This window comes from Streptomyces sp. RLA012, assembly GCF_056270325.1.
The window spans coordinates 8024996-8045008 of the sequence record NZ_JBWDPA010000002.1 but is presented as its reverse complement, the minus strand read 5'-3'; the positions used below and the strand labels follow the sequence as shown (position 1 = coordinate 8045008).

At 69.1% G+C, this 20013-nt stretch carries 26 protein-coding genes and 2 pseudogenes; 15 read left to right on the top strand and 13 right to left on the bottom strand.

What is annotated here, in order from left to right; genetic code table 11:
* Positions 1–76 precede the first annotated feature (76 nt).
* Complete coding sequence (locus RV986_RS36900; protein WP_475921519.1) at positions 77–982, top strand: LysR family transcriptional regulator; 906 nt, start codon at positions 77–79, stop codon at positions 980–982.
* Positions 983–1197: 215 nt separating this feature from the next.
* On the opposite strand, the pseudogene RV986_RS36895 reads toward RV986_RS36900, so the two are convergent.
* Positions 1198–2100 (bottom strand): annotated as a pseudogene (locus RV986_RS36895) (sigma factor); the annotation flags it as partial.
* Between the two features lie 252 nt (positions 2101–2352).
* Entirely contained in the window at positions 2353–3741 is a 1389-nt protein-coding gene (locus RV986_RS36890; protein WP_475921518.1) for a hypothetical protein, read from the bottom strand.
* 501 nt (positions 3742–4242) lie between these two features.
* On the opposite strand from RV986_RS36890, the gene RV986_RS36885 reads away from it, so the two are divergent.
* The 3 genes from RV986_RS36885 (at position 4243) to RV986_RS36875 (ending at position 6711) form a co-directional block, all read left to right on the top strand.
* The gene (locus RV986_RS36885; protein WP_475921517.1) at positions 4243–5640 is read left to right on the top strand and encodes an alpha/beta hydrolase-fold protein; all 1398 of its coding nucleotides are present in this window, start codon (positions 4243–4245) and stop codon (positions 5638–5640) included.
* An 82-nt stretch (positions 5641–5722) separates the two neighbouring features.
* Positions 5723–5950: an AraC-like ligand-binding domain-containing protein gene (locus tag RV986_RS36880; RefSeq protein ID WP_475921516.1), complete on the top strand. Its 228-nt coding sequence runs from the start codon at positions 5723–5725 to the stop codon at positions 5948–5950.
* Positions 5923–6711: an AraC-like ligand-binding domain-containing protein gene (locus RV986_RS36875; protein ID WP_475924566.1), complete on the top strand. Its 789-nt coding sequence runs from the start codon at positions 5923–5925 to the stop codon at positions 6709–6711. Before RV986_RS36880 ends, RV986_RS36875 begins: the two co-directional genes overlap by 28 nt.
* 16 nt (positions 6712–6727) lie before the next feature.
* Here the strand turns inward: RV986_RS36875 and RV986_RS36870 are convergent, their stop codons facing one another.
* The 3 genes from RV986_RS36870 to RV986_RS36860 form a co-directional block, all read right to left on the bottom strand.
* Positions 6728–6943: a hypothetical protein gene (locus RV986_RS36870; RefSeq protein WP_475921515.1), complete on the bottom strand. Its 216-nt coding sequence runs from the start codon at positions 6941–6943 to the stop codon at positions 6728–6730.
* Between the two features lie 294 nt (positions 6944–7237).
* Positions 7238–7402 (bottom strand): sigma factor-like helix-turn-helix DNA-binding protein, encoded by a 165-nt coding sequence (locus tag RV986_RS36865; protein WP_475921514.1) that lies wholly within the window; start codon positions 7400–7402, stop codon positions 7238–7240.
* Positions 7403–7427: 25 nt separating this feature from the next.
* The gene (locus tag RV986_RS36860) at positions 7428–7787 is read right to left on the bottom strand and encodes a hypothetical protein (RefSeq protein WP_475921513.1); all 360 of its coding nucleotides are present in this window, start codon (positions 7785–7787) and stop codon (positions 7428–7430) included.
* Between the two features lie 194 nt (positions 7788–7981).
* Between RV986_RS36860 and RV986_RS36855 the strand changes: the two genes are divergently transcribed.
* On the top strand, positions 7982–8362 hold the full coding sequence (locus RV986_RS36855) for a hypothetical protein (protein ID WP_475921512.1): 381 nt from the start codon (positions 7982–7984) through the stop codon (positions 8360–8362).
* Positions 8363–8377: 15 nt separating this feature from the next.
* Here RV986_RS36855 and RV986_RS36850 read toward each other — a convergent pair whose 3' ends face one another.
* Both RV986_RS36850 and RV986_RS36845 read right to left on the bottom strand, forming a co-directional pair.
* Positions 8378–8563, bottom strand: a complete 186-nt coding sequence (locus RV986_RS36850; protein ID WP_475921511.1) for a DUF397 domain-containing protein — start codon at positions 8561–8563, stop codon at positions 8378–8380.
* 133 nt (positions 8564–8696) lie between these two features.
* Positions 8697–9005 carry a GntR family transcriptional regulator gene (locus RV986_RS36845; protein WP_475921510.1) on the bottom strand — a complete coding sequence of 103 codons (309 nt, stop codon included), beginning with the start codon at positions 9003–9005 and terminating at the stop codon, positions 8697–8699.
* Between the two features lie 128 nt (positions 9006–9133).
* Between RV986_RS36845 and RV986_RS36840 the strand changes: the two genes are divergently transcribed.
* The 4 genes from RV986_RS36840 (at position 9134) to RV986_RS36825 (ending at position 10774) form a co-directional block, all read left to right on the top strand.
* The gene (locus tag RV986_RS36840) at positions 9134–9472 is read left to right on the top strand and encodes a hypothetical protein (RefSeq protein WP_475921509.1); all 339 of its coding nucleotides are present in this window, start codon (positions 9134–9136) and stop codon (positions 9470–9472) included.
* Complete coding sequence (locus RV986_RS36835; protein WP_475921508.1) at positions 9472–9771, top strand: hypothetical protein; 300 nt, start codon at positions 9472–9474, stop codon at positions 9769–9771. Before RV986_RS36840 ends, RV986_RS36835 begins: the two co-directional genes overlap by 1 nt.
* A gap of 503 nt (positions 9772–10274) precedes the next feature.
* On the top strand, positions 10275–10442 hold the full coding sequence (locus RV986_RS36830) for a hypothetical protein (RefSeq protein ID WP_475921507.1): 168 nt from the start codon (positions 10275–10277) through the stop codon (positions 10440–10442).
* A gap of 44 nt (positions 10443–10486) precedes the next feature.
* Positions 10487–10774 (top strand): hypothetical protein, encoded by a 288-nt coding sequence (locus RV986_RS36825; protein ID WP_475921506.1) that lies wholly within the window; start codon positions 10487–10489, stop codon positions 10772–10774.
* 31 nt (positions 10775–10805) lie between these two features.
* Here RV986_RS36825 and RV986_RS36820 read toward each other — a convergent pair whose 3' ends face one another.
* Genes RV986_RS36820 through RV986_RS36810 form a run of 3 tightly spaced genes read right to left on the bottom strand, consistent with a single transcriptional unit; the run spans position 10806 to position 12408 of the window.
* Positions 10806–11660 (bottom strand): helix-turn-helix domain-containing protein, encoded by an 855-nt coding sequence (locus RV986_RS36820; RefSeq protein ID WP_475921505.1) that lies wholly within the window; start codon positions 11658–11660, stop codon positions 10806–10808.
* Between the two features lie 6 nt (positions 11661–11666).
* On the bottom strand, positions 11667–12182 hold the full coding sequence (locus RV986_RS36815; protein WP_475921504.1) for a DUF6879 family protein: 516 nt from the start codon (positions 12180–12182) through the stop codon (positions 11667–11669).
* Positions 12157–12408 (bottom strand): hypothetical protein, encoded by a 252-nt coding sequence (locus tag RV986_RS36810; RefSeq protein WP_475921503.1) that lies wholly within the window; start codon positions 12406–12408, stop codon positions 12157–12159. The genes RV986_RS36815 and RV986_RS36810 overlap by 26 nt, the downstream gene beginning before the upstream one ends.
* A gap of 230 nt (positions 12409–12638) precedes the next feature.
* Here RV986_RS36810 and RV986_RS36805 point away from each other — a divergent pair, with 230 nt between their 5' ends.
* The 4 genes and pseudogenes from RV986_RS36805 to RV986_RS36790 all read left to right on the top strand — a co-directional run.
* Positions 12639–13013, top strand: coding sequence for a DUF6415 family natural product biosynthesis protein (locus RV986_RS36805; protein ID WP_475921502.1), 375 nt, complete (start codon positions 12639–12641; stop codon positions 13011–13013).
* A gap of 121 nt (positions 13014–13134) precedes the next feature.
* Positions 13135–13635, top strand: a complete 501-nt coding sequence (locus tag RV986_RS36800) for a glycine-rich domain-containing protein (RefSeq protein WP_475921501.1) — start codon at positions 13135–13137, stop codon at positions 13633–13635.
* A 77-nt stretch (positions 13636–13712) separates the two neighbouring features.
* Positions 13713–14366 carry a class I SAM-dependent methyltransferase gene (locus RV986_RS36795; RefSeq protein ID WP_475921500.1) on the top strand — a complete coding sequence of 218 codons (654 nt, stop codon included), beginning with the start codon at positions 13713–13715 and terminating at the stop codon, positions 14364–14366.
* A 214-nt stretch (positions 14367–14580) separates the two neighbouring features.
* Positions 14581–14763 (top strand): annotated as a pseudogene (locus RV986_RS36790) (ATP-binding protein); the annotation flags it as partial.
* A gap of 248 nt (positions 14764–15011) precedes the next feature.
* Here RV986_RS36790 and RV986_RS36785 read toward each other — a convergent pair.
* Positions 15012–16355 carry an endonuclease domain-containing protein gene (locus RV986_RS36785; RefSeq protein ID WP_475921499.1) on the bottom strand — a complete coding sequence of 448 codons (1344 nt, stop codon included), beginning with the start codon at positions 16353–16355 and terminating at the stop codon, positions 15012–15014.
* Between the two features lie 261 nt (positions 16356–16616).
* On the opposite strand from RV986_RS36785, the gene RV986_RS36780 reads away from it, so the two are divergent.
* Positions 16617–18200, top strand: a complete 1584-nt coding sequence (locus RV986_RS36780) for an N-6 DNA methylase (RefSeq protein ID WP_475921498.1) — start codon at positions 16617–16619, stop codon at positions 18198–18200.
* Between the two features lie 11 nt (positions 18201–18211).
* Here RV986_RS36780 and RV986_RS36775 read toward each other — a convergent pair whose 3' ends face one another.
* Positions 18212–18652 (bottom strand): hypothetical protein, encoded by a 441-nt coding sequence (locus RV986_RS36775; protein WP_475921497.1) that lies wholly within the window; start codon positions 18650–18652, stop codon positions 18212–18214.
* 486 nt (positions 18653–19138) lie between these two features.
* Entirely contained in the window at positions 19139–19678 is a 540-nt protein-coding gene (locus tag RV986_RS36770; protein WP_475921496.1) for an AMIN-like domain-containing (lipo)protein, read from the bottom strand.
* Between the two features lie 140 nt (positions 19679–19818).
* On the opposite strand from RV986_RS36770, the gene RV986_RS36765 reads away from it, so the two are divergent.
* A complete protein-coding gene (locus RV986_RS36765; protein ID WP_475921495.1) occupies positions 19819–20004 on the top strand; it encodes a hypothetical protein in 186 nt (61 codons plus the stop codon).
* Positions 20005–20013: the final 9 nt, after the last annotated feature.

Sequence of the window (20013 nt, the reverse complement as noted above, 5' to 3'; positions counted from 1 at the left end):
GCATGGAAGCCATGTGCTGAAGGAATGCCTTCAGAAGGAACGCCTTCAGGCGATGTCAGGGGATGTCAGGGGATGCATGAGGACATACGGGGGCGATGTGTTCGAGATCGACGCGCTGCGTCTGCTGGTGACCGTGGCCGACACCGGTTCTTTCACCGGCGCCGCCCTCCGGCTCAACTACACGCAGTCCGCGGTGTCCCGGCGGATCGCCTCCCTGGAACAGCGGGCAGGCGGGCCGCTGTTCGAACGGCTCCCCCGGGGCGTACGGCTGAATCCCGCCGGTCGGGCGCTGTACCGCCACGCCGTGGACGTACTGGACCGTCTGTCACGGGCGGAGCAGGAGCTGACCGTGCTGCACGCGGGCCACGGCGGGATGCTCCGTGTGGGAGCTTTCGCGACCGCGAACATCTCGCTGGTGCCCGCCGCCCTACGGGAGTTCAGGCGGGCCAGACCGGATGTCTCGGTCGTCGCGGTCGAAGGCCGGAGCGCCACGTTGATGGAGCGCCTCGCGGAGGGGGCACTCGACCTCGCCGTGGTCAGCGACTATCCGTCCGGTCTGCCGACGGCCGACGGCATCACGACGACCGTACTGCTGGAGGACGAGTTGCTCGTCGCCCTGCACCGCGAGCATCCCCTGGCCGGAGCCGGGTCGATCGACCTGCGCGATCTGCGCGAGGAGGCCTGGCTCCAGGACGCGTACGGCGACCGCCCCACGGTACTCGCGGACGCGTGCGCCCGGGCCGGCTTCACCCCCAGGAAGATCATCAGAATCGCGGAGTGGACCGGCAAGTTCGGATACGCGGCCGCGGGGCTGGGAGTGGCGCTCGTCCCCTCACTGGCCGCCTGGGCGGTCCCGGCCGAACTCACCCTGTGCCGCCTCGACGACCCCGCTCTACGACGGACGGTCCACCTGGCGCTGCCCGCCACCCCACTGCCGGCGGCGCTGAAACTGCGGGATCTGCTGCGCGAGACCGCCGGCTGAACCTCGGATCAAGGCGCACAGCTCAGTGCCGGAGCCGGCTGCCGCCTCCGCGGCGACGGCGCACCGCGCGCTGCACGGCATCACGCGCTGGACGGCATCGCCCTCCTCCACGACTTCGGCCTTGCCGGACACGCGAGGTGGCCGCCCCGCGGCCGCTGCCATGAGCCGCCGGTGAACGAGGCGGCCTGGCCCCCCTCTTGAGGTCGGTTCGGCCGCTGACGGGTCTGCTTCACCTCGCGGTCGACGGCCCAGGCGTCGGCGACCGGCCCGATGCGGCCGAGCTTGTCGGGATTGATCACCGTGCGGATGGTCTGAATCTGCCCGTCGAGCACATCGAGGACCAGGGTGTGGAGCACCTGGCCGTCCCGGTCACGGAAGATCGCGCCCGGCCGGCCGTTGATCTCGTGCGGCTCGAACGTCACGTCTGGAGCGGCTCAGCCCGCTGGAGCGGGCGGTGTTCGTGCTGCGGGAGGTGTTTGTGCTGCGGGAGGTGTTCGGCTTCGGGTTCGACGACGTCGCCGCGGCGGTGGGGCGATGAGGCCGGTCGGAGTCGGCATGCCGGCAACTGCTGGTGCGGGCGCGGCGGCACATGGAGGCCGGGCGCCCGCGCTTTGAAACGGTCCGCAAGAAGCGGGAGGAGCGTCCCGGTTCTTCGACGCCCTCCGCGAAGGTGACGTCGCCGGGCTGCGGGAACTGCTCGCCGCCGACGTGTCGATGGCCGGTGACGGCGGCGGCAGGGCCCCGCAGTTGGCCAGGGCCGTCGGCGGTGCCGAGCACGTGGCCCGGCTGCTGGCCTCCGTCTTCCCCCGGATGGCCCGGATCGCAGCAGCGCCGCCATCGACACGGAGTCGGCGGCTCCACCGACCGCGCCGGATCCTGATACGGATCGCTCAGCAGCGGCTCGGGAACCCACGGGCCCACGTACTCCTCCCGCCGCACCCGCGCGGAACGCAGCACATCGATCGAGATCCGTGTCACCGCGGCCGACAGAAAGGCCTGGTCGACGTGGGCCGGGTCGACGAACCGTCAAAGCGCAGCCAGGTCTCCTGCACCGCGTCCTCGGCCTCGCCCACACTGCCCAGAACCCTGTAGGCGATCGAAAACAGCAGCGGCCGCAACTCCTCGAACTCCCCGACCTTGCTGACGCCGGATCCTCTCCCCCCTGACGCCCCCCTGACGCCCCCCCCTGAACGCCCCCTGAACGCCGAGTCCGGGGCCTGGAGCCCACAGCCCGACCGCCGCCGCCCTCGTCTTCACGTTCTCCTTCGACTTCGACTTCGACTTCGACTTCGACTTCGACTTCGACTTCGACTGCGCCTGCGCATCAGTTCTCGTCTGCCCTGTCCGACGGGCGGACAGGGCAGGCGGGTTCAGCCGCGCAGGGAGTGCAGCATGGCGCCGATCTTCGCCGCGACCGTCTCGGCCGAGCCCTGGGCGTACGACGAGTCCATCGCCTCGTACGTGATCCGGGCGTAGCTCTGCGCCTCGGCCATGTTCTTCGAGCCGCCTTCGAGCATCGACATGACGGCGGTGTGAGGGAACGGCGAGTGCTTCTTGATGGCCAGCGCGGTGTCGGTGGACAGCTCCGGTTCCACCCCCACGAACACGCCGTTCCCGACCTGGAGGATCCAGACCGGTACGTCGGCCGTGCCGGTCTGGGTGAAGTCGTACGTCTTCGTCGGCCCCGTCGGATGCCCCTCCGCCATCGTGCCGACCGTGACGGAGCCGGTGAGGAGTCGCACTGTCGAGCCCGACCCGCCGCCGGAGGTCCTGATGGTCTCGCTGACCCGGACGGCCTCGGTGCCCAGCCGCTCGCCCTGCACCGTGAGAAGCAGCCAGCCGACGTCCTGGGCATCGACCTGGGACCACTTCTTGTCCTTGTCGATGGTGTACCGCTTCGACCTGAACGCCGGTGCCTGGTCCCCGCAGGAGCCGACCAGGAAGAAGCCGACGACGTCGCCGTCGTACTGCTTCTCCACGTGCTGCACCGCCGCGCCCGCCAGGTCGGCCGTGATCGGCAGGTCTCCGCCCGCCATGACCGACTCCATCATGACCGAGGACTGGACGCTGTAGTTGATGAGGACGGCGATGGGGTTGCCGTCCAGGTCGTCGAGGCGGGTGACGCCCACGCTCTTGTCGGACGAGCCCTTCTCGCCGGTGCCGAGCCACCAGCCGTCGGCGGTGAGGACGTCCCGGTTGACGTTGACGTCGCAGGTGCCGGTGCCGAAGCCGACCCGCGCGGGCTTGAGCCCCGCGATCGCCGCCGCGATCGCGGTCGCGGCAGCCTTGGTGATCTGCTGCACATACTGAGCCGCCGCCGGCGAAGAAGTGGTCGGCTGCACGTGCGGGGCGGAGAACGTGTGCGTCACGGTCACGACGATGTCGGCCGTCGCCACGCCGGACGCCTCCGCGATGGTCGTCCGCACCGCGGAGATCGCCTCCGCACTGATCGACGTCAGGTCCAGCACGACGAGAGCGACGCGGCGCGAACCGTACTCCAGCAGGAGGATCCGCACGTAGAGGTCGTCGTGGACCGTGGTGAAATGATCGAGCGGCAGGAGCGAGGACGGGATGTCGATCGCGGCCCGGCCGGCCCCCGCCTTCAGTACCGGTGCGGCGCCCGCCGCCTGCGCCGCCGTGGCGCCGCCCAGGGACGTGGCGGTCACCGCCGCGACGATGGAGCCGTTCAGGAACGACCGCCGATGCAGCGGGCTGCCGAGCCGAGTGTTCTCGTTCTCATTCTCGTTCTTGGGAACCACCGATTTCTCCTTCGTATTCAAGAAGTCCCTGCCCGACAAATCGAGGACCGCCACATCGAAACCCACCACGCCGAAACCCGCCCCACCGAATCGCGCCACATCAAATCGCGCCAAATTCAGGACGTCCGTTGCGACGCACGGTGAACAGTCACAGCGAGAAAGTCAGAATTCTGTGCATTTCCGCGATCGGCAGAGCGAGAGAACGCCCGACACCAGGCAGTCGACCATCGGCCACCAGCCATCGGCCATCGGCACGGCGCCCTCGGCCCGCAAGAAGCAGTCGGAATAACCCGACGCGCCAGGATCCTCACACCGGATATCGAGGACGTCAACAATTGCGGAGCGCTACCTAAGATTGCACGCCGCGAATTCATGGACACGACCAGGAAACCTCTGCGTAACCTGTGAAAACAGGGCTGTATTCCCGGACCGCTTCACAGCAAGGGGCGCGACAGTGGCACTCGGTAGCCCTGGGAATCACTCCCGAAGGAGCTCATCTTCATGGACAGGCGTACGTTCATGGCCGGATCTGCGACTGCGACGGCCGGCGCCCTGGCGGTGTTCGGCAGCGCGACCCCCGGCTCGGCCGATGAGGCAGCCGAGACGGGCTCGGGGGGTGACCACGTGCAGAGCGTCACCGCCATCACGCAGGTCTTCGGCGACGGGCAGAAGCTGGTCGCGGTGGCGGTCGAGTACGACAGCGACATCGACGGCTCGACCCTGTCGACGTCGACGTTCGCGGTCACCGACCGCACCGTGACCAAGGTCTACGCGAACAGGACGGCCGACCTCGCGCGGCGGGGCAGGAACGGCCGCCACGTCATCGTGGAGCTGTCGCCGGACGACACGGCGGCGGCCCTGTGGGTGACGCAGCAGGGTCCCGGCACTCCTCCCGGCGACGGGTCCGGCGACGGGTCCGGCGACGGGTCCGGCGATGACGGCGGCGGGCCCGGGGCGGGGGGCCCGGTGGTCGGCGACACCACACCGGGAGGAACCATCGTCGCGGCGAAGGCCACGCTGACCCAGCCGGGCACCGTCACCACGACCCGGGGTCGCCGCTACGCCGCGGACAGCACGGCGCGGACCACCGACGCCGTGGTGAACCTGATCGTCGACGACTTCCGGCAGCTCTCGTTCAGCGACCCCGCGACCGGGCAGACCCTGCGGTACAACCTGTTCGTCCCGAAGAACTACGACCACCGCAAGAGCTACCCGATGGTGCTGTTCATGCACGACGCGAGCGTGGTCAACGTCGCGACCGAAGGCCCCCTGGTCCAGGGCCTCGGCGCCGTGTGCTGGGCGAGCCCGGAGGACCAGGCCCGGCACGAGTCCTTCGTCCTGGCCCCCGAATACGGCTCCGTGGTGATCGACGACAACTACGAGCCGTCGACGCTGTTCGAGGCCACCGCCAACCTCGTCCGGTCGGTGACGCAGCAGTACAGCATCGACCCGGACCGGCTCTACACGACCGGGCAGTCGATGGGCGCGATGATGTCGCTGGGCCTGAACATCAGGTACCCCGACCTGTTCGCGGCCGCGTTCATCGTGGCCGGCCAGTGGCCGGAGACCCAGGCCGCGCCGCTGGCCCAGAAGAAGCTGTGGATCCTCGTCTCGGCGGACGACACCAAGGCCTACCCCGGCGAGCAGGCCATCACCGAGGTGATCCAGGACCAGGGCACGCAGGTCAGCACCGCCCTGTGGGACGGCCGGTCCACGGACGCGGAGTTCGCCGCGGACGTCCGGAGCATGAAGGCACAGCGGACCCCGGTGAACTTCGCCGCCTTCGAGACCGGCACGGTCGTGCCGTCCGGCTCTACCACCAGCGCGCACATGGCCACCTGGCAGGTCGCCTACACCATCCCCGGCATCCGGGACTGGATCATGCGCCAGTCCCGGTAGACCCCGGCCCGCTCCTGGCGCCGTCGCCCCCCTCCCGCCCGCCCGTCCGGGCGGCGGCGCGAGCGAGATCACCGACTCCACGATGCCCCCGGTCGGCCTACACTCCACGCCAGGGACCGGCCACCTCGTCAGCCGGAGCTTCGTCCCCCTGGAGATCGTGCCGCGCGAGGGACCCGATTTCCACGCACAGTTGCGTATCGCCCGGGTCGGCCCGGTCCAGGTGTCGGTCGTGACCACCCCACCGCACACGGCTCGCACCCGGCGACCGGTCGGGTCGGACGCATCCGACCACGTCAAGGTCTGCAGCTGACCGGGCACTGTGTGCTCACACAAGGAGACCACCAGGCCGAGCTGAAGCCGGGAGAGCCGGCGGTCTACGACACCCGCCACCCGTACACCCTCGACACCGACCGGCCCGGCCGCAGTCTGGCCCTGATGTTCCCCCGAGCCATGCTGCGGATGCCGGAAGACGACCTGGCACGAGTGACGGCGATCTCGGTGTCGTGCCGCGACGGGCTGGGCACGGTGGTGCGGCCCTTCCTGTACGGACTGGCCCGTCAGGTGGACGAGTTGGAGTCACTCGCCGCGCCCCGGCTCGCCGACAACGTGGCCGATCTGGTGGGTACCCCCTCCTCGCGGAGCACACAGGTGCCGACCGGACGACACCGCGCTACGACGACGGCCGCCAGGTGCTCACGCAACGCATCCTCTCCTCCACGGAACAGCGGCTCTCCGACCCGAAGTTGGGCCCCGACCGGATCGCGGCCGCCCACCACGTCTCCCGCCGCTATCTGTACAAACTGCTCGCCGAGCACGGGTACACCGTCTCGGGCTGGATCCGCGAACACCGTCTCGCCCGCTGCCGACACGACCTCACCGACCCGACGCTGTCCCACCTGGCCGTTTCTTCGACAGGGCCTGGATGTCGGCTGTCGATGCCCCAGCCGGGGTCGGTCTCTCCTTGGGCGTGGTGGTGGTCAGGAGGTTGCCGCCAGGAGGAAGTCGGCACAGCGTTCGCGGTCCGGCATCCTGCGCTCCCGCGCGGCGCGTACGACGTCCGCGGTCGCCTGAGGCCCGAGGATCACCCTCAACTGGCCTGGCCCAGCCCCAGCAGCGCGTATTCGGCCAGCCAGTGGATTCCGCCCTCGAACCTCGCCCCCAGGCGCAGGGCCTTCTCCCAGTCCGCGGTGCGCAGCACCAGCTCGGCCGGGCTGCATTCGTCGGGTGACTCGGGCTCGTCGGCCTCATCAGGCTCTTCTCGCTCCGCAGCCTCGACGGCCGAGGTGGGAGGCAGGGGTTTCACGACACCGTCGTGCGTGCCCTTCCCCGTTGCCCTCTCGTTTCCCTCCACTACCGCAGCCTCCTCCTCATCGTTCCGGTGTGATGGCTCATCGACCTGAGGCAGGCCGCCGTCGGCTAGGGACGACGGCCCATCCAACGCGGGAAGGGTCTTTGCTTTGCCATGCGCACGCCGTTTCGTCGACCGGGCCTGCTTTCCGTCCTCCGCGGCCTCGTGCGCATCCCAGCCCTGGTATGCGCTGATGACCCCGGCCACCCGCAGGCGCGCCCTGAATGCCTAGAGGGCCTTGCTCTCCACCTACCGGATGCGCTCCCGGGTCACACCGAACTCTCGCCCCAGTTCGTCGAGCGTCGAGGGCTCGTCGCCATCGAGGCCCAGGCGTCGGACGAGGACGCGGGCGTCACGCTCGGAGAAGGTGTCAACGACGGCCAGGACGTCGTCCATCAGGAGTGTGTCCACCACACCCTGCTCTACCGACGGCAGGGCGTCACGTTCCCCGACGAAGTCGCCGAGAGAGTGGGACGGCCTCGCCGAGGTGAAGGCGAAGTCCACCTTCATCGAGCCGGAGGACGTCCAGGAGGTGATCGAGGAACTCTGCGACGAGCAGCGCCGCCTCCCCGTCGTCGTCGCCACCGTCCCATACGGTGCCGACGCCGACATCTACACCGAGACCACGGTGGAGACCGCCTGCAAGTACCTTCCCGGCCTCGCCGTCCTCTACGTCCTCTCGCCCGAGGCCCAGCCTGCCTTCAACAGGGCTCTCGATTTCCACCCTGTGTTCGACGGTGGCATCCGCACCGACCTCCCGGGCATAGACCCCGCCTGGAAACCGGAGGCCCAACGCCACCCGGTGATGTCACGGCGAACCCTTGAGGCGGACGTACACCGTGCCGCAAAAACTCCTACTCTCCTCCCTCAACGCCTCGCGCTGCGGCAGCCTACCCGGAGACCTTCTCCGACCTGCTCGACCGCCTCGGCGAACTCCCGCACCTCTCCTTCACCGGCAAGCAGAAGATCACCCGCGACCTGGACAGCCAGTCCGTGGACAACTGGCTTCGCGTCGCCTGGGACGCTCTCCTCTCCCTGAACCACTTCGCCAAGGCCTCGGCGGACGGCACCGCGGGCGGCGACTTCCTCAGCTGGTGCAAGGGCGAGGAGTCACACGCCTACCCGTTCCCGGCTGCCAAGGTCGCAATGCGCGAGTCGGACACCGTTGCCCGCAAGGACAAGCTCCGCCGGGAACGCATGCTCCCCGTACTCAAGTCGGTGGACCCCGCTGGCGAGGTTTTCATGCAGGCGCACCTGCGCATCGGCTCGGGCAACACCATCGCTCCGCGCCTGCACTTTTACGACGACGGCCCGCAGACGGGACTGGTGTACGTGGGGTATCTCGGCCCCCACCTGAGCAACACCCTGACCTGACGGGCGCAGTAGGGATCAGGCTTCGGACATGGACACCACGAACTCCGTCCAGTGATCCCGGCGCACGGCGAAGTGCGGGCGCGTCACGCCCTCGGAGTCCCGTACGTGGATGACCTGTTCGGTGGCGGCGACCTCAACGCAGTCTTCGCCCGAGCTGCTGCTGTAGCTGGACTTGAACAAGGCGAGTTCCGGCGTACTCATGGTCCATGCCGCCCCTCACGTGCGGTGTCTGGCCCCTCCCCGCTTCTTCCTGTGCTGCGACCTTGTGGCCTTGGGCGGAGTGACCATGAACGGGCGTGGAGTCGCCATGGCACACCGGGCCGGACACCGTAAGTCAGTCGGCGGACTCGCTGCTCGCAGGCGCGCCGGCGGGCGGCTGCTCGGCAACGAACGTACCTCGCTGGGGAAGGGTGATCACCCATCCTTCGGAGCGCAGTAGCGCAACTGCCTGGCGCGCGGTGTCCCTGGCGATGCCGTAGTCGGCGACCATCTTCGACTCAGACGGGATCGGGTCCTTCGGTCGGAGTTCGCCGGACTCGATCTTGGCGCGGATTACTCGCGCCGCCTGTTTGTAGATGGGTGTCGGATCAAAGCGATCAATTTCCATGACCAGGACGTTAGATATGTTCCATACGCTGCGCATATTGGCAACGTAGTAGACGTCCTAGACGAGGTATACAAGATGGAGTTAAGGTCCCCATAACGCAAGTACCCCCGCGACGCGGCGAACGTCCGGGGGCATGGCCACCAGCCTCTGAGGAGCTGATAACAGTGAGCATTATCCACGCGTTCGTGCGGTGGATCCTGGGCGTGCTCGCGCCCGGTACCGGCAGGCGCCGGGGGGACGCGAGCGCCGCTGTACAGACCCCCCTGCGTGTACCCGAGGCGCCCCCTGCGTCCGCGCCGTGGCCTCCGGTGCGGCGGTCGCCGTACGGCCTCGAAGAGCCGTTGCCCGGCGAGGCGACGGCCGTGGTCCGCCCGTATGTCGTTCTCACCGAGCGGGAGAGTGAGCGGGCGCGACAGCGTCGACGCCGTGTCGCCATGGTTCTCGCGGCTGACTTCGGCATCGACCTTGACCGGCATGTGGTCGGCGTCGAGGCGGTGGCCTGATGAGTGAGCCGAGTGAGCCCGTTGGGCCGAGTGGGCAGAGCGAGCGCCCCGGGACGGCCCCGGCCGGTCGCGATGGTGACCGGCGCGCGGGCGACGCGGGGCGGACGCGTGCGCCGGTGCGTATGTGTGTGCGCTGCTGCGCGATCACCGATACGCCGGTCGTCGTCTCCGAGGTGCACCAGGGCACCGGTCCCGGCTTCACGGTGTACGCGTGCCAGGACTGCGCGCCGGGCTTCCCGCGCGTGCCGGATGTGCTGTCGCTGCCGCCGGAGTCCCGCCGCGGTGGTGGCGAGCGGTGAGCGGCGGGCACACGGTGAGGGTGTCGGCCCTCGGCCACGGCCCGGTGCACGAAGCGTGCTGTCAGACGTGCGGGGTGCCGCTGTCCCTGCCCGGGTCAGCCGGTTTCCTGATGACGCGGCGCTGCCCCTGTCCGTGTCCCTGCCCCCCGTCGGAGGATGAGCGGTGAACGCCGGAACGCCTCCCGAACCGGGCAGGTCCCGCATCACCATCAGCACCCACCGCCTCGATGGCGACGGGTACCGGGTCGGCGTGGCGGAGCCGACCGCGTACGTCCCCGGCACGGGCACGCTCCCGCCGGTCTCCCTCGCGTGGCCCCCGTGCCGCTGCCCGCGCTACCGGCCACGACGATCCACGCGACCGGTAGCGGCTCCCGCAGGCGGGCCCCGCGGACGGCCCGCGGACGGCGCCCACCCACGAGGGCACGGTCCGTAGTCCCCGTCCTGCCGACGCGGGGCACGGGCCACGGCCCCCGCTACTCCAAGGCGGCCTGACCAATCGGCTGGTGGGCCGGAGCACCCGGCCCACCAGCCCGCCGAACGTGATCGTGTACTGCGCGATCATCGAGGGCGCCCTCGTGCACTTCCCCGTTCCCTTCCCTGCCGGGTTCGTCCCGCCGGACCCGGCAGCGGCGCTGGAGGGCGAGCAACGCCGCTGGGCGCCGAAGGACTGACCGGACCCTGTTGAGTCCTTAACCCTCCCGAGAAGCTCTTTGTCGTGTCGGTCGTCAATGCCGGGACGGCGAGTTCGGCCGCCGCCAAGAACGCCGCGATGGCCGATATCGCGAAGCTCACCCAGGCACTCTTCCGCGGCAAGACGTGGGAGGTCCTGAACTACGCGGTGGTCACCAAGGTCTCCCAGCAGTTCGCGAAGGCGTTCCGCTCTCGACTCACCAACAAGGGACTCGGCAAGGCCGTACCCACATTCGGGATCGCCGTGGGAGCCCCTCAACTGGACCACTCTGGAGGGGATCGTCGACACCGCCGAGATGGCGTACGCCCGTGACGAGCCGTCTGGGGCCTCTGCGCGGCCGGGGTCAGCTCAGCGCGTCGATGGCCTTCACGATCAGAGCCCGCGCATCAGCCCCGTACACGGCCAGTTCTGTGAGCCGGGCGAACGCCCGCAAGTACATGTCGAGTTCGCTCGGCGCCGTGACGGTCACCTTCGCGGCGAGCAACTCCACATGGATCCGCGAGTCGTCGAACACCGTGAACTGCTCCAGCGGCCACATGACCGCCTCCCGCGCGGCCGCGGCCGGGATGATGCCGAGCGACATGGACGGCAGAGACATCGCGGCCAGCAGGTTGCCGAGCTGGCCGGCCATCACGTCCTGATCGCCGACCCGGTGATGGAGGACGCTCTCCTCGACCAGGGTCGCGAACCGGTGGTCCCCCTCGTGGATGACGCGCGCGCGGCGCATGCGGACCTCGACCGCGTCGGCCACGTCGTCCGGGGTGCCGCGGAAGCCCGCGATCGTGCGCATCAGCGCCGTCGCGTAGCCGGGTGTCTGCAGATAGCCGGGCACGACGTGGGAGGCGTACACGCGGAACTGGCGGGTGCGCTCGTACAGCTTGGCCGAGGTCTCCGCCAACTGCTTCATGCCCGTCCGCTGGAGCCGCTTCCACTGCAGGTACATGGAGTCGGCTTGCCGGTTGGCCGCGATGAGGTCGTCCGCCTGGTCGTGCACGCCGCAGGCCGCACACCAGACGCGGATGTCGGCGTCGGCCGGCGCAGTGACAGCGTTCTCGATCCTCGACGACTTGGCGACAGACCAGCCCGCGAGACGGGCGAGTTCCTTGCCGGTGATGCCCGCGTCCAGGCGCAGCTCCCGCAGCCGGGCCGCGAGAGCCGTGCGTGCTTCCTGCACGCTGGACGTGGGGAATGTGGACATGGACGGTTACTTGACCTCGTACTGGTCGTGGGGGGTGGCCCGTTCCCAGATCCGTTCGTATGCGGTTGCGTGCTGGGAGACCGTGCTGCGCTCGTCGCAGAGTTCCTTGCTGACCCATTCGCCGTCGCCGGAGAAGTGGTGGACGCGTATCAGCCGCCTGTCGAAGATCCAAAGGTCGGTGCCCGGGACGAGCAGGTCCCACGCGCGGTGCCGGGGGAGCCAGCGCACCTCCTCGCCGGCTTCCACGTTGGCGCGAGTCTGGTAGTGCTCCCACGCGATGTAGTCGGTGACCGGCTCGGACACGAGCCTGACGCGCCGCACATACACGCCGCGGGCGACAGCGTCCGCGATGTTCTGGTGGTAGGGACGCCACCAGGAACCCCGGTCGTCCCAGTCGACCCGCCGGCCGTCCTGCCAGGCTTCGAAGCGGGGGTTGGTGAAGTAGGCGTCCCTCATCTCCAGATGGGCGGCCGACTGCCTGGTGTCGGCGAGGAGTTCAGCGAACTCCGGGATCGAGCTCATCGCACGCCTTCCTGATGATCGGGATCATACGGGCCGGGATCCTGATGACGGTCTCGCCGGGCGGGATCGGCGCCCTCGCCGGGGACAACGCGTCGCATGTCGCGGTCGTCTCGTCGTCGGCCTGGTAGCTCTGGATCAGCAGATCGTCCGTGCTGGTGTCCACCCAGACTGTGGGGCATCCGTCCTCGTCTGTCTCAGAGTCGATCCCGACGAACTGAATGTTCATGGTGGCTGGTCTCCCGCGCTGGTCGATTGCAGCGATTTACACCACCATCATGCGTAGGTGTCGCGTGGTCAAGAGCGCATGTCGCACATGACCAGCATCCTCAAACTGCCGTGTAATTCAGTGCAACTCCATGGCCTGGCCAATGGAGGGGCTCCTACGGTCGGGGCAGACGATGGCATCCGGCGGCCGCGCCAACGGCCCCGGGCACGGCCGACTGTGAAGGAGTCGACGTGCCGAACCGCACCGCCCGCCAACCCACTGCGGCAGACCTCGACGACCCGCCGGACATCGCCACCATGCGCTCCACCGCCGACCGGATCCTCGCCTTCGACGCGAAGCCCATCAGCCCCGAGGACCCGGAGACGCTCCGGATCGCCATGCGCGGCCGGCTCGAACTACTCATCCCCGCCGTCCAGGGCCTGGCCGCCGGGTTCCCGAAAGGAGACATCCCGCGCGAGTGCGCCCTGGCCGGTGCGCGTGAAGCAAGCATGCGGCTCCGGCTGGGTGTCGGCGCCAGAAGCCCCGCACGCATGTCCGTTTCGATGAAGCTGGCCCGCTCCGTGGTCGCCCTGTGCGACCACTACGAGAACCTCGGCGGGCGGTGACTCTCCCGGCCTCGTGACACCCCTGAACCTCCCGCCCCGGCTCCCCAACCCCGGACAGGTCCAGCAACCGGGGCGGATTGCACCACACAGCACGGCAACGCCATCCCAGAAGGGCAGGTCAATGACCGTCACACTCGAACAGCCCGCCAGGACGCTCACGCGGGACCCGAAGGAACTCCTCGACGCGGTCGCTCCGCACATCACCGAGTTGACCGTCAACGTGTTCGACTCCGGCATGAGCCTGTGGGACCGCGAGGTCTCCCTGCTCCTGCGCGACCACACCATGGTCCGAGACATGGCCGAACGGATCCTCGGCAACGCCGTCATGTACGTCATGGGCTCCATCGAGAACCCCGACGTCCACCTGGGCGTCGGCAAGCTCGTCGACATCGGCGTCCACCAGCTCATCCTCGACACACCCGTCTGGTGGGGCATCTGCCGCCTCTACAACGGCGGCCGGTTCAAGCACCACGCCCCGTTCGTCGAGCGCCGCCGCGACGGCCTGTGCCTGCGCACTGGCGACTTCCTCCGCTCCCAGGGCTGGGCGATCGACGAGGAGCTGTGGGCCATCGACGGCACGGACTGCTCACCGTGCGACGACAAGGTTCCGGACAGCCACTGACCCCGGCTACAGTCGCCCCCGTCCTCACGGTTCCCCAGGGCGGGGGCTCCCGCATCCCGACGACCAGAGGAACAGCTGTGCCCGTACCGCACGACATCGCCGCCGAGACCGAACTGTGGGACGCGTACGCCGAGTCCGCGTTCAAGGACGACGCCGAGCCGTCATTCTGGTGGACCCAGTACGCCGGCCACGGCCCCGGGCCCGAACTCCTCGGCAGCCCGGAGGCCGTGCTGGAGATCGGATGCGGCACCGGCCGCGCCCTCGCCCACCTCGCACAACAAGGCGTCAAGGCCACCGGGGCCGACCTGTCGCCGCGCATGGTGGCGCTCGCAGGCGAGAAGTGGGCGCCGCTCGGGGTGCGGATCGAGTCGGGGGAGATCCTCGACTGGCTCGCCGCCGACGAGGGGCGGTACGACGCCGTGTACTCCATCTTCGGCGCGGCCTGGTTCACCGACCCATCCCGCCTCTTCCCCCTCGTCCACAAGCACCTCGTCCCGGGCGGCGTCTTCGTGTTCTCCCAGCCGCCGGCCATCCCGGGCGCCTACGGGCCGCAGGGCATGTACAAGGGCGGGTTCGCGGGGAAGGCCATGTTCACGTACCGGTACAGCTACAAGCCCGCAGTGTGGGAGCGGCACCTGCTCCGGGCTGGTTTCAGGTTCGCTGAGGCGACGGTGCTGGATGCCCCGAAAGCCGGGCACATCGGCACGCTCATCGTCCGGGCCCGCGCCTGACAGTCGCGTCACGGCCCCGGCCTGCATCCTCCGTGGCCGACCGGGGCCACTGCTCCCCGAACTCCACCCGGCTCGGCCCCGCACGCTCCCGCAGCGCCTGAACGACGGCCCCGAACGTCCGCAGACTGTTGGAGGGATCGAGATCCCGCTCCACCTCACAGCCCGTCAGATACAGCTCCTGTCCGCCACCCGCCGCGGCGCCCGCCCCGCCCGCATGCTCGCCACCGAACAGCTCCGCGCCTGGCAGGTGTCACCCGCCGTGACCGAACGCGCCGAGCGGATCGTCGACGAACTCGCCGCCGACGCCGCCCTCCACGGCCGCGTTCAGGGCCGCGACTTCCGCCTCACCCTCACCCGGGACGCAGCGTGCCGGCACGGCACCCTCTGCGTCGAGGTCATCCGCGACTTCTCGCGTTCGCCCTGAGCGACAGTCACCTGGGACGCGGTCGAGGTCTTTCTGGCCGAGCGAGACATTCCCTGCCGTACGCCGCATCGCCCACAGGGTCAGCAGATCATCCTGAGCCTCTGACGAGCCGGGTCGGCATACAGACCGTTCGCGCCCGCCGTTACTGGGGTTGCGCGGGGAGTTCGCTGACGAAGGTGCCCACGCCCGGGTGCATCTGCGCGAGGCCCGCAGTCCGTAGCTCAGAACAGGGCCAGGCCCTCGCCGCTGGCGTCCACGATGACTGGCCGGGGCTGGTCAGGGAGGCCGTCCAGGCGGTCAGGACCGGCCGCGGCGGCCACGGCGGGGGCCGTCTCGGCCAACCAGATGCGAAACCGCTCGACAGCTTCGCGGTAGGGGACTCGCGCCAGGACACGGTGCTCGCCGGAGGGGCAGCCGTCGACGGCGACCGTGAGCAGGCAGGAACGGGGCGCGTTCTGACTGCCCGTCCAGGACACCCGCAGGACACCGCAGGGCGTGCGCCCGCGGGGGGCGCGGTGAGTCGGGCGCAGTGATCGGCAGGCTATGTGGGCGGTCCATGCGGCAAGGTGCGGCAAGGGCAGGGTGGTGCGTGCGCGGCAGCCGGGGCAGCGGTGCCAGTGGCGAAGCCAGTCGTCGGTGTCGGTGTGGAAGAGGCGTGTGTAGCGGTTCGCCACCCGGATGTCGTTGCTGTACAGGTGGTCGGGACGTTCCAGTGTGTTGCAGGACTGGCATACGGGGGCGCGGACGTAGCCGTGTTCGTGGCAGTGGTCGAGGACTGCGGCGGGCGCGGTGCGGCAGACGGCGCACGCCCACCCGGCCACCCTGTGGGAGGTACCGGGCTTCCTGCTGAGCACCGAGTACAGCTGGCCTTCCAGCTCTGCGTTGTACGGGCGCGGTGCGGCGGTGGGGCCCTCGGGGCTCGTCGTCCGCCGACCGCCGGCGTCCTGGGCCGGCCGGGGGTGGGAGGGCGGCTCGGCGGCGGCCGCGCTTGCCCGGCGGGTCCGCGCGGCTTGCACCCACCGTGTTTCGGTATGCTCGGCCGCGTCCAGCAGCCTGACCACAGCGCGCGGCAGCCACCACGTCCGCTGTGTCCCGTCGCGGGTCTGCTCCACGAGCATCTGCCGCCAGTCGATCCCCGCCAGATGGTACGGCCGGCCTACTTCGCGTCGCGCTGCCCGCTCGGGGCCGCCCAGCTCCCGCAGTTCCCCCGTGATGCGCCGGCGCCAACGCAGCGGCGCTTCCTCGGTGTACTCCTGCCTCGGCGCCCCACGAAACGGACCGATGCGAACCAGGTCCTGCCGATCCATCCCCACCGCGTTCAGTTCCGCGGCTGCCCGGCGCACTTCACCCTCCGAGACACTCCACTGACCGCCGCTCACCCTCACCGTCGCCACCACATGGCCGCCGAGCAGGACGTATCCCAGCCGGGCATGCGCAGGCGAGCAGGTGAATGCCCCAGAAGCCGTCGGCACAGCACTGTCGGCCGTCAGATGGACCCACAGAGCGTCCGCGGCACGCAGGGTGATCAGGCCGTCCGTGCGACCGGGCATGACACGCTCTGACATACCCACAGGCTAACGGCGCCAACACGGCAACGGGTCTTCAAGCGCCTCGGTCAGCCGGGCCGCCGCTTTGTCCGTACGCTGACGCGCCGTACGGGACGCGCTCCTGGTTCGCGCTCCGGCACCCCTCGGTACCTCTCCGTACGCGGGGTTTTCGATACATGCCACCAATCAACCCACATCTAACGGCGTTTGCCACTTGGAATGTCATGGGCATTCTGTATGGGTCTGATCACCGTGCGTGCGCGCAGCCTTGGGGGGCCGATGGCACGAGGGGACGTCTGGGCGGGAAAGGGCACCACTGAATCGGTCGCGGACCTCGTCGCCCGGTTCGGCGAGGAGGTCAGAGCCAAGCTGCAAGGCCCCGCTGGGGCGGTCAGCAGCAGGGAGGACACCCTCACCGCGCCGGTGGAGCAACTGCTGCGCGGTATGGCCTCGCGGCAACGCCTCAAGCTCATCGCCCACGGTCAGAGCCGTGTCAAGGAACTCGGTATCCGGCCCGACTTCGCCATCACCTGCGGCGGCAGGACCATAGGTCACGTCGAACTGAAGCAGCCGGGATCGGGGGCCGATCCGGAGCAGTGGTCGGTGAAGAGCCACGACCGGAAGCAGTGGGAGAAGATCAAAGCCCTCCACAACGTGCTGTACACCGACGGATACCAGTGGGCGGTCTACCGTTTCGGCGTGCAGGTCGGCCCGACCGGAATCCTGGTCGGCGATCTGGAATCCGGCAGTCGGCAACTCGCTGTCGCGGACACCGGGTTCGAACGCACCCTCACGCACTTCTTCCTGCCGGCGCCCATCGTCCACGGCGGCATCGACGAACTGGTCAGGCGTATCGCCGGGATCTGCGCCCTGCTGCGCGACGAGGTCACCGAACGCCTCACCCGCGAGGAGCACGGGGAGGCTGACGCGGCGTTCTCGATCCTGGCCGACAACTGGAAGGACCTGCTCTTCCCCGACGCTCGTCCGGAGGAGTTCGCGGACCAATACAGCCAGACGCTGACGTTCGCCATCCTGCTGGCCCGTCTTGAGCACATTGATCTGGGCAGGCTCACCCTCCCCGAGGTCGCGATCCGACTGGGCAAGCGGCATTCCTTGATGGGCAAGGCGCTGGCGGTCCTGACGGACGACGCCCTCGACGATCTGCGGGGCATCATCGACCCGTTGATCGACGTCATATCGGCCGTCGACCCCGAGATGTTCAAGGACGAGACCGGAGACGCCTACCTCCACCTGTACGAGGGCTTTCTGAGCGCCTACGACCCGGAACTGCGACGGCGGACGGGGACGTACTACACACCCGGCGAGGTCGTCCGCTTCATGGTCGGCTTCACCGACGAGGTGCTGCGTGAGCGGCTCGGCCAGGAGGACGGGTACGGAAGCGACGACGTCACTGTGGTCGACCCCGCCATGGGCACCGGGACCTTCCTCATCAACATCATCGACCACGTCGCCAAGTCCCTGTCACTGAAGTACGGCAGGACGCTCAAGTCCGGGCTTCTGCGGGAACTCTCGGGCCGACTGGTCGGCCTGGAGAAACAGACCGGGCCGTACGCGGTCGCCGAACTCCGTGTGCACCACGCCCTCCAGTCCCACGACGCCGATGCCACGCGCCGCCCACCGAGGCTTCTGGTGGCCGACACACTCGACGATCCCGCCGTCGAACACCACTTGGGCTTCATGTACGAGGCGATCGCCCGCCACCGCCGCATGGCGAACAAGATCAAGGCGGACGAGAAGGTCATGGTGGTCATCGGCAATCCGCCTAGGACACGACGGCCGGGGCGGACAACCGAGGTCTCTTCGACGACTTCGGCCGCTGGCGGGTGTGCGGCGAGTGGCTGACCACCCATCCGTCAGCCATCGCCCACATCACCACGAACGGCTTCCAGGAGCCCGCTGTCCCTTGACGGGTCAGTGCCGGAGCCCTGCGGCGGCGGCCACCAGCGCCTCGATGCTGTGCGCAGGTCTCCGCGGTCCGCGGTGGGCAGCGCGCCGGGATCGAGGGCGCCGGCGACCTGAATGCCGATGCACCACAGCTGCTCGGCGGTGCGTCGCGCCCGGATCAACCAGCCGCACACGGCGCCCTCCGGGACGCCGAGTTCAGCGACGATCTGCCAGTGTCCGTGCCCGCGAACCACGCCGCCCAGGGCCTGGCCCAGGAAGCATACGGTGTACGCGCGGCGGGGCAGCAGGTCGGCCTCGATCACCACCTGCGTGCGCCGACACGGGATACGGCGGGCCCGGTCCGGGCGCACAGTGACCAGCTCGCCACCGCTGCCCTCGATCGCGACCACCGGGCGGCATGTCCCCCTGGTGAGCTCTGCAGTCGTCACGAAACGTCTCGGCCACCTGTAGGTGACCGACGCTCGCGAACGTCGCGTTGGCTGCTTCCGTCCTCATAACGCACCCGTCCCGACCGCCGCAAGAGAGGGCCGGCAGGAAGACACGCCGGACGAATGCTTCCGAGCGAACCCGAAGCTCTTATGTCCACTTCAGACATGACGGGAGACCCCTTTAGCCACCCGAAGTGTCCGGATCTACCCCATGACTAGCGGACAAGGACGACGATATTTACAGCCCGGATTCGCCCCGGATTCGACCCCAGCAGTTTATTTAGTAAAAAACATTGCCCCTGACCTGCGGAAACGCAGAGCGGCAGACGAGTCGGGCTATACGCCGGGGAGTGCCACCGCAACGCTATGACCTGCACAAACGCACAGGGAGGACACTTGCGTGGCTACCTTGATGGCTACGTAAGACGCACCCCCGGCCGTACGGGATCACCAGGTGTGAGCCACGTCCACTACGAGATGGTTGGCCGTCTGGAAGACCCGGAACGGCAGTCGGGCGCGGACGCCCAGTCCGGCCTGGGTGTATCCCTCGGAGCCACCTGTGAACTTGAACTCCCGGAAGGTCCGGTACCCGGTGACGTTGACGGGCGGAAGCGGCGGGTAGGGCTGTCCGGTCGCCGGGTCGTAGCGCGGGGAGAACAGCGAGATCTCCAGAATGGCTCCGCCCGCGATCGGAATCACGACGTCGGACGGGTCCTGGTGCAGTACGTCGACATAGCGGACGGTGTAGCCGATCGGGTCGGCCGCCGTGCCCTGGGCGTCGAAGACCAGACGGTCGAAGCACTCGTGCTGTCCGGTCCTCACGTCGGTCAGTCGCCTGGAGGCAACAGAGTCACCGGTCTTGTCCAGGCTCCCCCACGTCACGGCACAGTCCACGGCCGTCGGCGCGGCCACCGCCGGAACCGTGCCGGCCAACAGGCCGCCGCCCGCCAGCATCATCGCGGCCAGTGCAGTACCTATCCGTCGCATGACTACCCCCCGGTAGCTCGCCTAGGTGTGTGTCTGTTCAGACCGGCGGCCTTCCGGAAGGTTGTGCGCAGTGGAGTAGCCCATTGCGGCGCAGAGGCCCGTCCAGCACCAGCTGCCCCGTGAGACCTCAGCGTTTCCGCGTGCGCAGCCGCCTGACGCTGTTCTTCCTGCCGTTCTACCTCGGCCTGGGCATCGCGTGCAGCGCGCTCGACATCGCCCACATCGGCCCGTGCCGGCAGGCGCAGCGAACGGTACGGCGGTGGCGCCGCCCCCGGAAGACCGCACCACCGCCCCCGGCAAGGCCGACCCGGTACCCGTCGGCCTGACCCCGCACC

Excerpts from the sequence above, each read along its gene's own strand:
- RV986_RS36880 (WP_475921516.1), top strand. The coding sequence starts at position 5,723 with ATGCCCCCGGTCGGCCTACACTCCACGCCAGGGACCGGCCACCTCGTC.
- RV986_RS36900 (WP_475921519.1), top strand. The coding sequence starts at position 77 with ATGAGGACATACGGGGGCGATGTGTTCGAGATCGACGCGCTGCGTCTG.
- RV986_RS36845 (WP_475921510.1), bottom strand. The coding sequence starts at position 9,005 with ATGCGCAGCGTATGGAACATATCTAACGTCCTGGTCATGGAAATTGAT.
- RV986_RS36815 (WP_475921504.1), bottom strand. The coding sequence starts at position 12,182 with ATGAGCTCGATCCCGGAGTTCGCTGAACTCCTCGCCGACACCAGGCAG.
- RV986_RS36800 (WP_475921501.1), top strand. The coding sequence starts at position 13,135 with ATGACCGTCACACTCGAACAGCCCGCCAGGACGCTCACGCGGGACCCG.
- RV986_RS36820 (WP_475921505.1), bottom strand. The coding sequence starts at position 11,660 with ATGTCCACATTCCCCACGTCCAGCGTGCAGGAAGCACGCACGGCTCTC.
- RV986_RS36835 (WP_475921508.1), top strand. The coding sequence starts at position 9,472 with ATGAGTGAGCCGAGTGAGCCCGTTGGGCCGAGTGGGCAGAGCGAGCGC.
- RV986_RS36885 (WP_475921517.1), top strand. The coding sequence starts at position 4,243 with ATGGACAGGCGTACGTTCATGGCCGGATCTGCGACTGCGACGGCCGGC.
- RV986_RS36780 (WP_475921498.1), top strand. The coding sequence starts at position 16,617 with ATGGCACGAGGGGACGTCTGGGCGGGAAAGGGCACCACTGAATCGGTC.
- RV986_RS36850 (WP_475921511.1), bottom strand. The coding sequence starts at position 8,563 with ATGAGTACGCCGGAACTCGCCTTGTTCAAGTCCAGCTACAGCAGCAGC.
- RV986_RS36785 (WP_475921499.1), bottom strand. The coding sequence starts at position 16,355 with ATGTCAGAGCGTGTCATGCCCGGTCGCACGGACGGCCTGATCACCCTG.
- RV986_RS36770 (WP_475921496.1), bottom strand. The coding sequence starts at position 19,678 with ATGCGACGGATAGGTACTGCACTGGCCGCGATGATGCTGGCGGGCGGC.
- RV986_RS36810 (WP_475921503.1), bottom strand. The coding sequence starts at position 12,408 with ATGAACATTCAGTTCGTCGGGATCGACTCTGAGACAGACGAGGACGGA.